The sequence below is a fragment of the Bradyrhizobium iriomotense genome (genome assembly GCF_018130765.1).
Lineage (GTDB): Bacteria > Pseudomonadota > Alphaproteobacteria > Rhizobiales > Xanthobacteraceae > Bradyrhizobium > Bradyrhizobium iriomotense_A.
The window spans coordinates 1-13,960 of record NZ_JAFCJZ010000007.1; the positions used below are offsets into that span (position 1 = coordinate 1).

The following is a 13,960-nucleotide window of genomic DNA, read 5'->3' on the forward strand; positions in this document are numbered from 1 at the left end:
GGCAAGACGGTCGTGAAGATCGATCCGACCTATTTCCGCCCGACCGAGGTCGATCTCCTGGTCGGCGATGCCAGCAAGGCGCGCGAGGTGCTCGGCTGGAAGCCGAAGCGGACGTTCGCAGAGCTCGTCGCGGAGATGATGGGAAGCGATCTGGCCGAGGCGAAGCGGGACGCAGGCCATGGCCAACGCACCGTTTGAGCTCAAGGGCAAAAGCGTCTACGTCGCCGGCCATCGCGGCATGGTCGGCAGCGCGATTGTGCGCCGGCTCGAGCGGGAAGACGTCCAGCTCGTCACGGTGGCTAGGGACGAGGTTGATCTGCGCAACCAGGCTGCCGTGTTCGACTGGTTCGCAAAAGTGCGGCCGCAGGTGGTGTTCCTCGCCGCGGCCAAGGTCGGCGGCATCGTCGCCAACGACACGCTGCGCGCCGAGTTCATCTACGACAACATCGCGATCGCCGCGAACGTGATCCAGGCCGCGCATCAGAGCGGCGCCGAGAAGCTGATGTTCCTGGGCTCCTCCTGCATCTATCCGAAGTTGGCACCGCAGCCCCTGCGCGAGGACTCGGTGCTGACAGGTCCGCTGGAGCCGACCAACGAGCCCTATGCGATCGCCAAGATCGCGGGCATCAAGATGGTGGAGGCCTATCGCAGCCAGTACGGATGCAACTTCATCAACGTGATGCCGACCAATCTCTACGGCCCCGGCGATAATTATCATCCTGAAATGAGCCACGTCGTCGCCGCCCTGATCCGCCGCTTCCACGAGGCGAAGCTGTCGGGCGCGAAGAATGTCGTGGTCTGGGGCACCGGCACGCCGCGGCGCGAGTTCCTCTATGTCGACGACATGGCGGATGCGTGCGTGCACCTGATGAAGACCTATTCCGGTGCGGAACTGGTCAATATCGGCGCCGGCGAGGACATCGCCATCGCCGAATTCGCGCGCGTCGTCGCCGACATCGTCGGCTACAGTGGCGAGATCTCATTCGACACCACGCGGCCCGACGGCACCCCGCGCAAGCTGCTCGACGTCAGCCGCCTCGACAAGCTCGGCTGGCGCGCCACGACCTCGCTTCGCGACGGCTTGAAACGGGCATACGCAGCGTATCAGGCGAGCGCGCGGTGACTGCGCGGGAGTAGGAACCTTCGCCGCAAGCGCGAGTTGGCCGGTCGGGCAGGGCCATCCGATGCTGGTGCCGATCCCGATCGCATGGCGCTGCTGACGCCGCACATCCGCAGCTCATGCAGCGATAGAGCATGAATTTGAGAGAGCTGGAGGAGGAGACCATGGGCCTTGCTCAATACGCGATCGTGCCGGTGCAGAACGAATGGGGCGTGCTGCACGACGGCGATGTCAAGAGCAGATACGCCACCAAGGAAGCCGCCTTCGAGTCGGCGATCGCGGCGGCGTCCCTGGCCCTACGCGAGGGCCACGAAGTCCATGTCAGTGTGCCCGGGCGCGAGGCCGGTGAGAATGCGCTCGGGAGCTAACATCGTCACACGATCAGCCGCCCGCGCCGCGCGGCGATCCCGATCGTGAGCTCGGCGCCGGCATTGAAATCGAGCCGGTCGGCTTCGACGCCATCGCTGAAGATGACGCCGTTTTCCGCCATCAGGGAGCGGATGCGCAATTGTTCGGCGCCAGCGAGCCGGCCGCAGACGAGACTGGTCTGCGAATGGCGGCTGGGGAAGGGCTCGCGCACGGCGAAGCGCAATTCCGCTGCGTCCCAGGGCAGGGCGTCGTAATTGGCCGGCGGGGAGGGCTGGCCGAAACTGCCGGCGATTGCGAGCGATCCGGTGACGATGCTCTTGAACCAGGCGGTCGATCCGAGCCCGGTCGAGACGATCAGCCCGCTCGAGGACTGCCGCTCAGACAATCCGCCGGCTGCGATCTCGTAGACCGCAGAGACATGCGTGCGTGCGCCGACGAACAGGTCATTCACGGCATGCAGGACCTGGCCGTCGCTGAGCCGGGCTTCTGCCATCGTCACGGCCTGGCTGTCGCGCTTCTCGGTGGCGACATCCGGCAGGAGCTTTGCGAGGTCGCGGGGGGCGAAGGGCAGGAGAATGCCGTCATAGCGCGCAGGGTCTGGATTGACCCCGATCAGCGGATGGCCGTCGAGATATTTCATCGTGTTGGCGACGACGCCGTCCTGGCCGAGCGCAACCACGATGTCATCGGGCGCGAAGATGAAGTTGGGCAGGAAGCCGCGCTCGATGATTTGATAGCGTCCCCATTGCTCCAGCACCTGCAGCGTCGTGCGATGCTGCGCCTGATACACCTCGTGCTCGCGCTCATAGTCGGAGAAGTCGGCGCCGAGATGCTCGACATAGAAGCGCGCCTGCGCCGGCGTCAGGTAACGCGCGATCAGGTCTTCAAGCCTGGTCTTGCGCGTCACCAGCACGATCTTGCGGTCATTGGCGGCGGGCACTGCCGGCCTCCGTCAGCTTCGGCTTCTCCATCAACTGGCTGAGCAGGTCCGGAGAGACATTGAGCTGGCCGATCTTCTCGGCCTTTTCGGCGATGCCCGAGAAGGCCTGCGCGATCAGCTGCCCCGGCTGCATGCCGGCAGCGGCGAGGGCCTGGATCACGCGGGTGTCGACGCCCTCGAAGATCTTCATCAGCGCGCCGACACGATAGGCTTCCGCGTCCGCCAGCGTCCTGGTGTTCTCGGCGTTGAGGCCGACGAAATCCTTGCGCTTGCCTTCCAGCACGATGTCCGCGGCCATGCCGGCCTGGCGCAATTCGTTGCGCTTTGCGGCGACGCTCGCCTCGGCGTCCATCTGGGTCTCGCGGATCGATCGCTTCTTCTGCTCGACCGCGATCTCGGTGTCGAGCTCGCTTTCGCGAATGGCGCGCTCCTGCTCGACGGCAAAGTTGCGCCGGGCGAAGATCGCTTCGTCCGCATTCTTCAGGATCGCCTCGCGGGCTTCCGCTTCCAGCGCCTTTGCGGTGTCGGGCGTCGGCTTGATGCCGCGAATGGACACGCCGAGGATCTCGAGGCCGAGAGCGGCGATGTCGGCGCGCGCCCTGAGACCCGCTTCGATGATATCAGCGATGCGATCGGGGGACTGCAGCGCGTCCTTCAGCGTCAGCTCCTTGACCGCTTGCTGGGCGAGGACCTCGACCGTGCCGAGGATGCGCTGCGGCAGCTTCTCGGGATCGTCGGTTTCGTAGGTCTTGCCGTCCGACTTCAGCGTGAAGTCGAGCATCGAGGCCGCCTTCTTCGGCTCGTTGATGCGATAGGTGACGTGGCCCTGCACGGTCAGCGTCTGAAAGTCGCGCGCGATCTGCTGGAAGATGAAGGAGGCGTCGCGGCTGCCGATCGGCACGGCGACGAGCATGGTCACCGGCGCGTAGTAGAGCGCGGAAAGTCCGGCGCCTTCGGCGACGATCGCGCCGGCGCGATATTTCATCAGATAGGTGGTGGGCTGAGCCTTGATGAACCTGACGCCGAACATGGCTTTCTCCGTGATCCTATAAGTTGGTCTGGACAACTAAGTAAGTTGGACTGTACAACTAAGTGTGCTACTGTCAAGGCCGAACAGCGGAGTTGGCGATGGCAGGGGAGACTCGGAGCAAAGATCTTGGCAAAGATCTTGGCAAAGACCTTGGAAAGTTTGGACAATTGGACTTTCCGCGGCCCCTGACGACGGTCGATGTGGTGATCTTTGCGATCCTGAACGACAGCCTTCAGGTGTTGCTGGTGCAGCGTCCGGCGGGTGAGGGTGAGCCGTTTCCGCTGGGCTGGGCGCTGCCGGGCGGCTTCGTCGACGTCGCGAAGGACCGCGATCTCGCGGCCTGTGCCGCCCGCAAGCTCAGGGAGAAGACCGGAGTTACGAGCCCTTATCTCGAGCAGCTCGGAAGCTGGGGCAGTGCAACGCGTGATCCGCGCGGCTGGTCGGCGACGCACGCCTATTTCGCGCTGATCCCGGACGACGCGGGCGAGCTCGCGCCCGATGCGCGCTGGTTTCCGCTTCCTGGCGGCAGGCTCAAGGACAAGCTCGCTTTCGATCACGGCGACATCCTGGCAACCGCAATCCAGCGCCTGCGCAACAAGGTGGAGTACACCTCGCTGCCGGCCTATCTGATGCCGGCCGAATTCACGCTGCCGGACCTGCAGCGCGTCTACGAGATCGTGCTCGACCGCCCCCTCGAGAAGAGTGCCTTCCGGACGCGGATCCTGTCGGCCGACATGATCGAGCCGGTCGCGAAGATGCGGCGGGGCCCGAACCGTCCGGCGCAGCTCTATCGCCTGAAGAAGGGCAGGGAGCCCGTGTATTTCGTGCGGACGTTCAATCCTCCGGAATGATCTCTAGCGGCGAAATGCCGAGCCGACGTGCTGCGAGCATGGCCGCCGCCCCGGCGGAGGCGGGCGCCGACCAAGATAACATCATGTTAGGTTTATCGCATAACTGGGTAATTGTGTTAGCCCGGCGAAAGCCTATTGTTGCGAGCAATCAGACAGCCATCGGCAATGACAAGCGCTCCGCGAAGCCCCGCAGAGTGGCCGGAGAGTGCTGTCCGATTTCGAACGAAGCCCGCCAACGGGACGTCGATAAACCCAGAGGAGGAATTTCTGAGATGACCACGACTCGCGCGATACATGACAGGAGTCAGTCCAAGAAGGCTGCTGCGAGCGGCTGGATTGGGTCGGCTCTCGAATATTATGACTTCTTCATCTACGCGACTGCTGCCTCGCTGATCTTCCCGCAAATCTTCTTCCCGTCCGAAAATCCCACCGTCGCCATCGTCGCGTCACTGGCGACCTATGGCGTCGGCTATGTGGCTCGTCCCATCGGCGCCTTCGTCCTCGGACATTGGGGCGACACCCATGGCCGCAAGACCGTGCTCATCGTCTGCATGTTCCTGATGGGCATCTCGACCATGGCTGTTGGCCTCCTGCCGACCTATCAGCAGGTCGGCATCCTCGCTCCGATCCTGCTCGTCATCCTGCGCCTGGTGCAGGGATTTGCCGTGGCCGGTGAAATCTCCGGCGCGAGCTCGATGATCCTGGAGCACGCGCCGTTTGGCCGGCGCGGCTTCTACGCAAGCTTCGCCCTGCAGGGCGTGCAGGCCGGACAGATCCTCGCTGCAGCCGTATTCCTACCGCTGGCGGCCTACATGCCGACCGACGCCTTCAACAGCTGGGGCTGGCGGATTCCCTTCCTGCTCAGCTTCTTCGTCATCGTCGCCGGCTACATCATTCGTCGCGAAGTCGACGAAACCCCTGCCTTTGCCCGCGAGGGCGAACGGGGAGAAACGCCGCGGGCGCCCATCGTCCAGGCCATCAAGCTGAGCTGGCGCGACATGCTCAGGGTCATCTGCATGGCCCTGATGAACGTCATCCCCGTCGTTGCGACCATCTTCGGCGCGGCCTATGCGGTGCAGCCGGCCTACGGCATCGGCTTTGCCAAGGACGTCTATCTCTGGATCCCGGTGCTCGGAAACATGCTGGCCGTGTTCGTCATTCCCTTCGTCGGCCATCTCTCCGACAAGGTCGGCCGCAAGCCTCCGATCATCGTGGGCGCGCTGCTCTCCGGCTTGCTCGCCTTCGGCTACCTCTATGCCATCAGCATCAGGAACGTGCCGCTGGCGATCCTGCTGTCGCTCCTGATGTGGGGCGTCGTCTACCAGGGCTACAACGCGATCTTCCCGAGCTTCTACCCGGAGCTGTTTCCGACGCGCACCCGTGTGTCGGCGATGGCGATCTCGCAGAACATCGGAACGACCATCACCGCTTTGCTTCCGGCCCTGTTTGCGACCGTGGCGCCTCCCGGCTCGGCCAATATTCCCTTGACCGTCGGCGCGATCGCCTTCGGCATCACGGTCATCGCGGCGCTGGCGGCGATTACGGCCCGGGAGACCTATCGGATCAGCATCGACGATCTCGGTAATCCCAAGGCCGTTCCGATGCCACGGGCCGACTATGAGCGGCAGCGTGCGGAGGCGGCGGGCGGTGCGACCGCGGTCCCGACCTGACGTAAGAAAGCCCTGCCGCTGCGAACGATGATGTTTGCAGCGGCAGGGCCCCATGCGTTACGTAAAGGTCTATTTGTGCGCGCGAGCGCGATCATCATGAGGTCAATGGATGAACCCCGTCGTCGTTGCTGTCGCCATCACCGGCTCCGTTCCGCGCAAGAAGGACAATCCGGCGGTGCCCATCCTGCCGTCCGAGCAGATCGAGTCGACGCACCAGGCCTTCGAGGCCGGCGCCACGCTTGCCCATATCCATGTTCGCAACGATGACGAAACGCCGTCCTCCGATCCCGAGCGTTTTGCCCTGGTGCAGGAGGGGATCAAAAAGCATTGTCCGGGGATGATCGTTCAGTTCTCGACCGGCGGGCGAGGGCGCGATCCCTCGGCGCGGGGATCGTCGCTCTACCTGAAGCCTGACATGGCCTCGCTGTCCACGGGCTCGGTGAACTTTCCGACCATCGTCTACGAGAACAGCGCTGCTCTGGTCGAGACGCTCGCCACCGGAATGAAGGCGAACGGCATCCGGCCGGAGATCGAGATCTTCGATCTGTCGCATCTGCATGGTGCCCGCCGTCTGATCGAGGCGGGACTGATGGACTCGCGTCCGCATGTGCAGTTCGTCATGGGCGTCAAGAACGCGATGCCTGCGGACGAGCATGTCCTCGACATCCTCCTGGGAGAGCTCAAGCGTCTGATCCCGAAAGCGACGTGGACGGCTGCCGGGATCGGACGCCATCAAGCCGAGGTCATGGGCTGGGCGCTCGCGCGGGGCGCCGACGCAGTTCGCACCGGGCTCGAGGACAATATCAGGATCGACAAGACGCGCCTCGCGGCCAGCAACGCGGAGCTTGTGACCGTCGCCTGTGAGGCGGTCACGCGCCATGGCCGGCGCGTCGCCACCGCGGCCGAGGCGCGATCCCTGCTCGGCCTCGCGGGATAGGGCCTATTGCCTCCTCCTGACATGCTTCCGGCTGCCTGCTGCCATTCGGTGGCCGGCGTTCCCGCGCGCTGAGTCTCCGGCTAAGACGGGTACCACAGGCGTGATCGGCGCCTGCCGGGCAGGCGACGTTTGGAATGCAATTCTTGAAATCTGACAGCAGGCTCATCGGGGGCCTGCTCGTGCTTGCAATCACCCAGCTCATTGGATGGGGCACGATCGGGCTTCCGCCCATTATCGGGCGCGAGCTTGCGGCGGATCTCGGCATGAGCCTGCCGATGGTGTTTGCGGGCACCTCGACACTTTATGTCACCATGGGGCTGTGCGCGCCCTGGCTCGCCAAGGCCTTCGCGCGGCATGGGGCACGCAAGGTGATGATGATCGGGACGGTCGTCAGCGTGCCCGGATTCGTGCTTCTGTTCTTCGCGCGCGACCCAGCCCTCTATTTCGCAGCCTGGATCGTCTTTGGCCTTGCCGGCAGCGCCACGCTCTCGACCGGTGCCTATATCATGCTGAACGAGGTCGCCGGGCGGCAGGCCAAGAGCGCGATCGGCGCGCTCATGCTGGTGACGGGGCTTTCGAGCAGCATCTTCTGGCCGGCCACATCGTTCCTGAACGGCCTCGTCGGCTGGCGCTGGACGTGCCTCGTCTACGCCGCCATGCTGATCGTGGTCTCGCTCCCGCTCTATGCGTTGGCCGCGCCGCGCAGGAGCGTCGCAGAGGACGAGGGCCCCACGCCGGCAAAGCACGCGGATGTGCCGCCGGTTGCGCGCAGCACGTTCGGCCTCGTCGTCTCCGCGATCACCCTCAATGCCTTCGTCAATTTCGGCCTCGGCGCCGTGTTCATCGAGCTGCTGCGGGCGGAGGGGCTGGCGCCGGCCCAGGCCGTCGCGTTCGGCTCGATGCTCGGCGTGATCCAGGTCAGCGCCCGGGGCCTCGACTTCCTCGGCGGCGGGCGGTGGGACGGAATCACGACGGGGCTGGTGGCCGGCACGGCGCTGCCCGTCGCCATGCTGCTCTTGATGCTGAGCGAGGGGGCGACCTGGGCGGTCGCGGTGTTCATCCTGCTCTATGGTGCCGGCAGCGGCGCGATGGCGGTGGCGCGGGCGACCATCCCTCTCGTGTTCTACGACCAGGCCGAGTTCGCCAAGGCGATGTCGATGATCGCATTGCCGCTCAATCTCGCCTCCGCACTGTCTCCGCCGCTGCTGGCCAGCCTGCTCACCCAGTTCGGCAGCCGCAGTGCGCTCGGTCTCACCTTCGTCTGCTCCTGCGCGACGGTGCTGATCCTGGTCATGCTCGGCCGGCGCAGGCCAGGCGTGGCCGCAGCGGCTGCAAACCTGAGCTCGGCGAGGTAATCTTCGCGGCGCGGAAATTCGCCGCCGCGGGGCCGCTGCTGCCGGGTCAGGGATGGCCGTATGCCTGGAGCGCAGTGCTCGGGGAACGAAAATGGTGTATCCGCAGGGAGCGTGGCCCGCTTTCAGCCGCCGCGCCAACACCAGTTCCCCGGAGGAAACCGACATGTCGGCCTTGCCGCTCTCAGGCATCAAGATCCTTGACCTCACCCGCGTGCTTGCCGGGCCCTTGTCGGCCCAGATGCTGGGCGATCTCGGCGCGGAGGTCATCAAGATCGAGCGGCCGGGCACCGGCGACGACGCGCGCGCCTTCGGCCCGCCTTATTTGACCGATCCCGAGGGCAAGGCGAACAACAACAACTCGTTCTATCTCTGCGCCAACCGCAACAAGAAGTCGGTCACCGTCAACATCGCCAAGCCCGAGGGGCAGGCGATCATCCGCGAGCTCGCCAAGGACGTTGACGTCTTCATGGAGAACTACAAGGTCGGCGATCTCAAGCGCTACGGCCTCGACTACGAGACCATCAAGGCGATCAATCCCGGCATCATCTATTGCTCGGTGACTGGCTTCGGCCAGACCGGGCCTTACGCGCCGCGCGCCGGCTATGACGCCATCCTGCAGGCGATGGGCGGCCTCATGAGCGTCACCGGCCATATCGACGGCGAGCCGGGCGAGGGCCCGATGAAGGTCGGCCCGTCCATTGTCGACTACATGACCGGCATGAATTCCTCGATCGGGATTCTCTCGGCGCTCTACCATCGCGACGCCAATGACGGGCAGGGCCAGCACATCGACGTCTGCCTGTTCGACACCGTGATCGCATCGCTGTCGCACTGGCTACAGATCTACCTCGTCAACGGCAAGACGCCGCCGCGCCGCGGCACCTGGGGCAATGGCGGCATGCCGGCCGGCGTGTTCCGCTGCACCGACGGCGAATTGATGCTGGTGGTCGGCAATGACGGCCAGTTCCAGCGCACCTGCGCCGTGCTCGGCGAGCCCGAGCTCGCCAACGACAAGCGCTTCATCAAGAACAATGACCGCGTCGTGCACGGCAAGGAGATCATGGCGATCTTCGCCGGTCTGTTCCTGAAGAAGCCGGTGGCCTACTGGCTGGACAAGCTGGAGGAGGCCGGCGTGCCGTCGGGTCCGATCAACAATTTCGAGCAGGTGTTCTCCGATCCGCACGTCCAGTCGCGCGGCATGCGGGTGAAGAGCGAGCACAAGTTCGAGCCGGAGCTGTCGTTGATCCGCAACGCGCTGACCTTCTCGGAAACCCCGATCAAGAACTACCGCGCCCCGCCGCTGCTGGGCGAGCACACGCAGGAAATTCTTGGCGGCAAGCTCGGCTATGATGCGGGTAAGATCGAAGAGCTGAAGAAGCAGGGGATTATCTAGCTTCGACGAAGCGGCGAAGCTTCTTCCCCTCTCCCCTTGTGGGAGAGGGTGGCTCGCCGCGATAGCGGCGAGACGGGTGAGGGGTATCTATCCTCACGAACGATCTTGCGAGCGGAGAGAACCCCTCATCCGGCGCTTCGCGCCACCTTCTCCCACAAGGGGAGAAGGGAAGAGGGCAGCGATCGCGTTGAGATAGAGGACGATCACGGATGACCGGCAAAACCATCATCACCTGCGCCATCACGGGTAATCTCACAAAACCCGAGCAGTCGCCGTATCTCCCCATCACGCCCGAACAGATCGCGACATCCGCGCTGGAGGCGGCTGAAGCCGGCGCCGCCATCGCCCACATCCATGTCCGCGATCCCAAGACAGGCCGTCCCTCGATGGAGATCGATCTCTACCGCGAGGTGGTCGAGAAAATCCGCGCCCGCAACAAGAGCCTCGTCATCAATCTCACGACCGGTCCCGGCGGCCGCTTCGTGCCCTCGATCGAGGATCCCCGCGTCGCCGGTCCGGGCACCACGCTGCTCCAGCCTGAGAAGCGCGTCGAGCATATCGAGCTGCTCAAGCCCGACATCTGCACGCTCGACCTCAACACCATGAATTCCGGCGGCGAGGTCGTGATCAACACGCCGCGCAATGTCCGCATCATGGCCGAGCGGATGAAGGCGGCCGGCGTGCTGCCCGAGATCGAGCTGTTCGATTCCGGCGACTGCCATCTGGCGCGCGACATGTTCGCCGACGGCTCGCTGAAGGGGCCGGGCCTGTTCTCCCTCGTGCTCGGGGTGAAGTACGGCTTCTCGGCGACGCCGGAGACGATGTTCTATGCCCGGAGCCTGTTGCCGCCGGGCGCGATCTGGTCCGGCTTCGGCATCGGCCGTGCCGAATTCCCGATGATGGCGCAGGCCTGGTTGCTCGGCGGCCACGTCCGCGTCGGCATGGAGGACAATCTCTATATGTCCAAGGGCGTGCTGGCGAAGACCAATGCCGAGCTGGTCGCTCATGCCGCGGGCATCCTGAAGAGCCTGGGGGCGAGCGTTGCGAGCGCGGAGGACGCGCGTGCTATGCTGGGGCTGGCATAACAACGGTGCCGGCACCGGTCGCCTCGCATAGACTGGTGACGACAACGTGGCGCTCGCGCGGCCTTGCGTGGAGCTTGCGCGCAATCCCCAGATAAACCCGGTCCGTAGTCGCACAGGCTTCCACTCTGCGCGCGACTCTGATTCGATCTCTTTACTTGAGCGCGGGAGGGAACGAATGTCCTACACCATCGGGTTTCAGTCCAAGAACCAGAAGTCCATTCTGGCGACTGAGGCGGCTACCGCCAATCAGGCCGTCGCCATCATTGCCGCGCTGCGGCAGAGCGCCGACGAAATAAAGTTCATCCGCTCGCCGCAGGAAGGCGAGATGGGCATCGAGATGCTGCTGCTGCTCGCCAAGGAAGAGGCCGAGGAGATGCCGCAGCGGGCGTAGTTCCCGCACCCACACTTCGAGCTTAAGCGAAGCATGCCGGCTGCAGAATGATGTAGCAAGGCACCAGTCTCGCTTGAACCGAAGGTGGCCGCCATGAAACGCGAAGCGCTCCGCGTCGAACCGATCTCGTCGTTTCTGGATCGCTGGAAGGCGCCGACCTCGCCGGTGACGCGCGCCGGCAACATGATCTTCGTGGCCGGCCTGCCGCCATTCGATCCAGAGACCGGCGAAATCGTCGCTGCCCCGATCGAGCGCCAGAGCGAGCTCGTCATGGAGCAGATGAAGCTGTGCCTCGAGACGGCCGGTGCGAGCCTCGACAACGTCATGAAGTGCAACGTCTACTGCACCTCGACAAAACACTTCGCCGCCTTCAACGCGGTCTACGCCCGATACTTCCCGCACGATCCGCCGGCGCGGATCTTCGTCTGCACCCCGGAATGGTTCGCTCCCTTCGACGTCGAGATCGACTGCATCGCGATGATGTGAGGTGGTTGCTTCGCCTCCCTCCGCTTGCGGGGAGAGGCCGGAATGCGCGCGTAGCGCGGATTCCGGGTGAGGGGGAGTCTCCGCGAGTCCAACTTTCTCTGTCTTTGTGGAAGCGGCCCCTCACCCCAACCCTCTCCCCGTAAGAACGGGGCGAGGGAGTGCACCGTCATTGCGGCTTCCAGTTCCGTACTGTCAGCGCGCGTCCCGCGCCAATGCACGCGCGGGCGCCTTGGTCTCCGTCCGTCCCGCCGTCAGCGCCATCGTCGCCACGCTGACGACGCGCGCGACCACGTCCTCGACATCGTCGAGGTCGCATTTGCCTTCCGACAGTTTTGTCAGGCGCTCGCTCTCGCGGATGGTGTGGTGCGCCATGGCGAGCGCGAAGTTGAGGCCCCAATAGATATCGACGTCGCTGCGGTCGGGCAGGGAGCGGCGCATCGCGCCGGCGAATTTGCGCAGATGGTCGATCTCGCGGTTCTTGATGCGGCGGATCGGCGGCACGGATTCGATCGAGGCGCGGATCATGAAGCGCGCCGCGGTGGAGCGCTGGTTCTCCGGCCCGAGGCAACCCCGCAAGGTCGGCCCCACCAGCGCGCGCAAGATCACCTCGATCGGCGCGCGGCCGCCGCCTTGCTCTTCCGCCGCCTTCAATTCGCGCAGGCGCTCGCGGTTGGTGGCGATCGAGCGGGTGACAAATAATTCCGCGATCAGCTCGTCCTTGGAGCCGAAATGATAGTTCACCGCCGCGAGGTTGACGCCGGCCTCCGCGACGATGTCGCGCAGCGTCACGTCGCCGAAGCCGCGATCGGCATAGAGCCGTTCGGCGGCGGCGAGAATGGCAGACCTCGTATGATCGCTGGCCATGGGTGCCCTCTGGGAGGGGAGTTGCAATTCAAACAGTTGTATGAAACTATCGTTTGAAGGCCGGGAAATGTCAATCCGCAATCGGGACTCGTTCGCAACTGCGCTGGGTTCCGCAATGCCCGCAAGGCCAGCGCATTCGCGCTTGCGGGCCGCGCGCGGCGGGAGGACAGTCCGGCGCAAAACGACCAGCGAGAGAGAAACGAGGAGCGTCCCATGGATTTCGATCTGTCCCCCAAGCAGAAGGAATGGCTCGACCGCGTGCGGTCTTTCATGGCCAAGCACGTGCGCCCGGCGGTGCCTGTCTATGACGAGCAGGATCGCAGCGGTGAGCGCTGGAAGGTCATCCCGGTGCTGGAGGACCTCAAGAAGAAGGCGAAGGCCGAAGGCCTCTGGAACATGTTCATGCCGCCGAACGAGCATGAAGATGATGAATTCCGCGGCGCGGGATTAACCAATCTCGAATACGCGCTGCTGTCGGAAGAGATGGGCCGCATCACCTGGGCTTCCGAAGTGTTCAACTGTTCCGCGCCCGACACCGGCAACATGGAAGTGTTCATCCGCTACGGCTCCAAGGAGCAGAAGCGCAAATGGCTGCGTCCGCTGATGGACGGCGAGATCCGCTCGGCCTTCCTGATGACGGAACCCGCGGTCGCCTCGTCCGACGCGACCAACATCGAGACCCGCATCGAGAAGGACGGCGATCACTACGTCATCAACGGCCGCAAATGGTGGTCGTCCGGCGTCGGCGATCCCCGCTGCAAGATCGCGATCCTGATGGGCAAGACCGATCCGAAGGCCGCCAAGCATCAGCAGCAGTCGCAGATCCTGGTTCCGCTCGACACGCCCGGCATCAAGGTCGAGAAGATGCTTCCCGTGTTCGGCTTCGACGACGCGCCGCATGGCCATGCGCAGGTGCTGCTCGAGAACGTGCGGGTGCCGAAGGAGAACATCCTGCTCGGCGAGGGCCGCGGCTTCGAGATCGCGCAAGGGCGCCTCGGTCCGGGCCGTATTCACCACTGCATGCGCACGATCGGCAAGGCCGAGGAGGCGCTGGAGAAGATGGTGAAGCGGCTCGCCTCGCGCACCGCGTTCGGCAAGAGGATCATCGAGCACTCAGTGTGGGAGCAGCGCATCGGCGAGGCCCGCACCGACATCGAGATGAACCGCCTCCTGTGCCTCAAGGCCGCCGACATGATGGACAAGGTCGGCAACAAGACCGCGCAGCTCGAGATCGCCATGATCAAGGTCGCAGGTCCCAACATGGCCTTGAAGATCATCGATCAGGCGATCCAGGCCTTTGGCGGCGCCGGCGTCTCGGACGAGGCGGGCCTTGCCAAGGACTATGCCCACATCCGCACGCTCCGTCTCGCCGACGGTCCGGACGAGGTGCACAATCGCGCCATTGCCAGACTTGAACTTCGGAAGTATGCAAACTCTCCCAGTCATTGACAGGGGGCGCCAGGCGGGCT

At 64.5% G+C, this 13,960-nt stretch carries 15 protein-coding genes; 12 read left to right on the forward strand and 3 right to left on the reverse strand.

Annotation, left to right across the window (positions count from 1 at the left end; genetic code table 11):
* The 3 genes from JQ635_RS14235 to JQ635_RS14245 all read left to right on the forward strand — a co-directional run.
* Window positions 1-198 (forward strand): GDP-mannose 4,6-dehydratase (locus JQ635_RS14235; RefSeq protein WP_211410502.1); only part of this gene is annotated, 198 nt, incomplete at its 5' end.
* Entirely contained in the window at window positions 179-1,123 is a 945-nt protein-coding gene (gene fcl, locus JQ635_RS14240; protein ID WP_211410503.1) for a GDP-L-fucose synthase, read from the forward strand. The genes JQ635_RS14235 and fcl, both read left to right, overlap by 20 nt.
* Window positions 1,124-1,284: 161 nt before the next feature.
* Complete coding sequence (locus JQ635_RS14245; RefSeq protein ID WP_211410740.1) at window positions 1,285-1,488, forward strand: hypothetical protein; 204 nt, start codon at window positions 1,285-1,287, stop codon at window positions 1,486-1,488.
* Window positions 1,489-1,493: 5 nt separating this feature from the next.
* Here JQ635_RS14245 and JQ635_RS14250 read toward each other — a convergent pair whose 3' ends face one another.
* Both JQ635_RS14250 and JQ635_RS14255 read right to left on the reverse strand, forming a co-directional pair.
* Complete coding sequence (locus tag JQ635_RS14250; protein WP_211410504.1) at window positions 1,494-2,429, reverse strand: sugar kinase; 936 nt, start codon at window positions 2,427-2,429, stop codon at window positions 1,494-1,496.
* A complete protein-coding gene (locus JQ635_RS14255) occupies window positions 2,413-3,459 on the reverse strand; it encodes an SPFH domain-containing protein (protein ID WP_211410505.1) in 1,047 nt (348 codons plus the stop codon). Before JQ635_RS14255 ends, JQ635_RS14250 begins: the two co-directional genes overlap by 17 nt.
* 167 nt (window positions 3,460-3,626) lie before the next feature.
* Between JQ635_RS14255 and JQ635_RS14260 the strand changes: the two genes are divergently transcribed.
* The 8 genes from JQ635_RS14260 to JQ635_RS14295 all read left to right on the forward strand — a co-directional run bounded on the left by JQ635_RS14260 (window position 3,627) and on the right by JQ635_RS14295 (window position 11,627).
* Window positions 3,627-4,310, forward strand: a complete 684-nt coding sequence (locus JQ635_RS14260) for an NUDIX hydrolase (RefSeq protein WP_246583539.1) — start codon at window positions 3,627-3,629, stop codon at window positions 4,308-4,310.
* 272 nt (window positions 4,311-4,582) lie between these two features.
* Complete coding sequence (locus JQ635_RS14265; RefSeq protein WP_211410507.1) at window positions 4,583-5,980, forward strand: MFS transporter; 1,398 nt, start codon at window positions 4,583-4,585, stop codon at window positions 5,978-5,980.
* Window positions 5,981-6,089: 109 nt separating this feature from the next.
* Window positions 6,090-6,917: a 3-keto-5-aminohexanoate cleavage protein gene (locus JQ635_RS14270; RefSeq protein ID WP_211410508.1), complete on the forward strand. Its 828-nt coding sequence runs from the start codon at window positions 6,090-6,092 to the stop codon at window positions 6,915-6,917.
* 134 nt (window positions 6,918-7,051) lie between these two features.
* Window positions 7,052-8,272 (forward strand): MFS transporter, encoded by a 1,221-nt coding sequence (locus tag JQ635_RS14275; protein ID WP_211410509.1) that lies wholly within the window; start codon window positions 7,052-7,054, stop codon window positions 8,270-8,272.
* A 163-nt stretch (window positions 8,273-8,435) separates the two neighbouring features.
* Window positions 8,436-9,665 carry a CaiB/BaiF CoA transferase family protein gene (locus JQ635_RS14280; RefSeq protein ID WP_211410510.1) on the forward strand — a complete coding sequence of 410 codons (1,230 nt, stop codon included), beginning with the start codon at window positions 8,436-8,438 and terminating at the stop codon, window positions 9,663-9,665.
* Window positions 9,666-9,874: 209 nt separating this feature from the next.
* The gene (locus tag JQ635_RS14285; protein WP_211410511.1) at window positions 9,875-10,750 is read left to right on the forward strand and encodes a 3-keto-5-aminohexanoate cleavage protein; all 876 of its coding nucleotides are present in this window, start codon (window positions 9,875-9,877) and stop codon (window positions 10,748-10,750) included.
* 175 nt (window positions 10,751-10,925) lie between these two features.
* The gene (locus JQ635_RS14290; RefSeq protein ID WP_063682708.1) at window positions 10,926-11,141 is read left to right on the forward strand and encodes a hypothetical protein; all 216 of its coding nucleotides are present in this window, start codon (window positions 10,926-10,928) and stop codon (window positions 11,139-11,141) included.
* A gap of 93 nt (window positions 11,142-11,234) precedes the next feature.
* Window positions 11,235-11,627: a RidA family protein gene (locus JQ635_RS14295; protein ID WP_211410512.1), complete on the forward strand. Its 393-nt coding sequence runs from the start codon at window positions 11,235-11,237 to the stop codon at window positions 11,625-11,627.
* 192 nt (window positions 11,628-11,819) lie between these two features.
* Here the strand turns inward: JQ635_RS14295 and JQ635_RS14300 are convergent, their stop codons facing one another.
* Window positions 11,820-12,491 (reverse strand): TetR/AcrR family transcriptional regulator, encoded by a 672-nt coding sequence (locus JQ635_RS14300; protein WP_211410513.1) that lies wholly within the window; start codon window positions 12,489-12,491, stop codon window positions 11,820-11,822.
* Between the two features lie 213 nt (window positions 12,492-12,704).
* Between JQ635_RS14300 and JQ635_RS14305 the strand changes: the two genes are divergently transcribed.
* Complete coding sequence (locus JQ635_RS14305; RefSeq protein WP_211410514.1) at window positions 12,705-13,940, forward strand: acyl-CoA dehydrogenase family protein; 1,236 nt, start codon at window positions 12,705-12,707, stop codon at window positions 13,938-13,940.
* Window positions 13,941-13,960 lie beyond the last annotated feature (20 nt).

Excerpts from the sequence above, each read along its gene's own strand:
- fcl (WP_211410503.1), top strand. The coding sequence starts at position 179 with ATGGCCAACGCACCGTTTGAGCTCAAGGGCAAAAGCGTCTACGTCGCC.
- JQ635_RS14245 (WP_211410740.1), top strand. The coding sequence starts at position 1,285 with ATGGGCCTTGCTCAATACGCGATCGTGCCGGTGCAGAACGAATGGGGC.
- JQ635_RS14255 (WP_211410505.1), bottom strand. The coding sequence starts at position 3,459 with ATGTTCGGCGTCAGGTTCATCAAGGCTCAGCCCACCACCTATCTGATG.
- JQ635_RS14265 (WP_211410507.1), top strand. The coding sequence starts at position 4,583 with ATGACCACGACTCGCGCGATACATGACAGGAGTCAGTCCAAGAAGGCT.
- JQ635_RS14270 (WP_211410508.1), top strand. The coding sequence starts at position 6,090 with ATGAACCCCGTCGTCGTTGCTGTCGCCATCACCGGCTCCGTTCCGCGC.
- JQ635_RS14275 (WP_211410509.1), top strand. The coding sequence starts at position 7,052 with ATGCAATTCTTGAAATCTGACAGCAGGCTCATCGGGGGCCTGCTCGTG.
- JQ635_RS14280 (WP_211410510.1), top strand. The coding sequence starts at position 8,436 with ATGTCGGCCTTGCCGCTCTCAGGCATCAAGATCCTTGACCTCACCCGC.
- JQ635_RS14285 (WP_211410511.1), top strand. The coding sequence starts at position 9,875 with ATGACCGGCAAAACCATCATCACCTGCGCCATCACGGGTAATCTCACA.
- JQ635_RS14290 (WP_063682708.1), top strand. The coding sequence starts at position 10,926 with ATGTCCTACACCATCGGGTTTCAGTCCAAGAACCAGAAGTCCATTCTG.
- JQ635_RS14295 (WP_211410512.1), top strand. The coding sequence starts at position 11,235 with ATGAAACGCGAAGCGCTCCGCGTCGAACCGATCTCGTCGTTTCTGGAT.
- JQ635_RS14300 (WP_211410513.1), bottom strand. The coding sequence starts at position 12,491 with ATGGCCAGCGATCATACGAGGTCTGCCATTCTCGCCGCCGCCGAACGG.
- JQ635_RS14305 (WP_211410514.1), top strand. The coding sequence starts at position 12,705 with ATGGATTTCGATCTGTCCCCCAAGCAGAAGGAATGGCTCGACCGCGTG.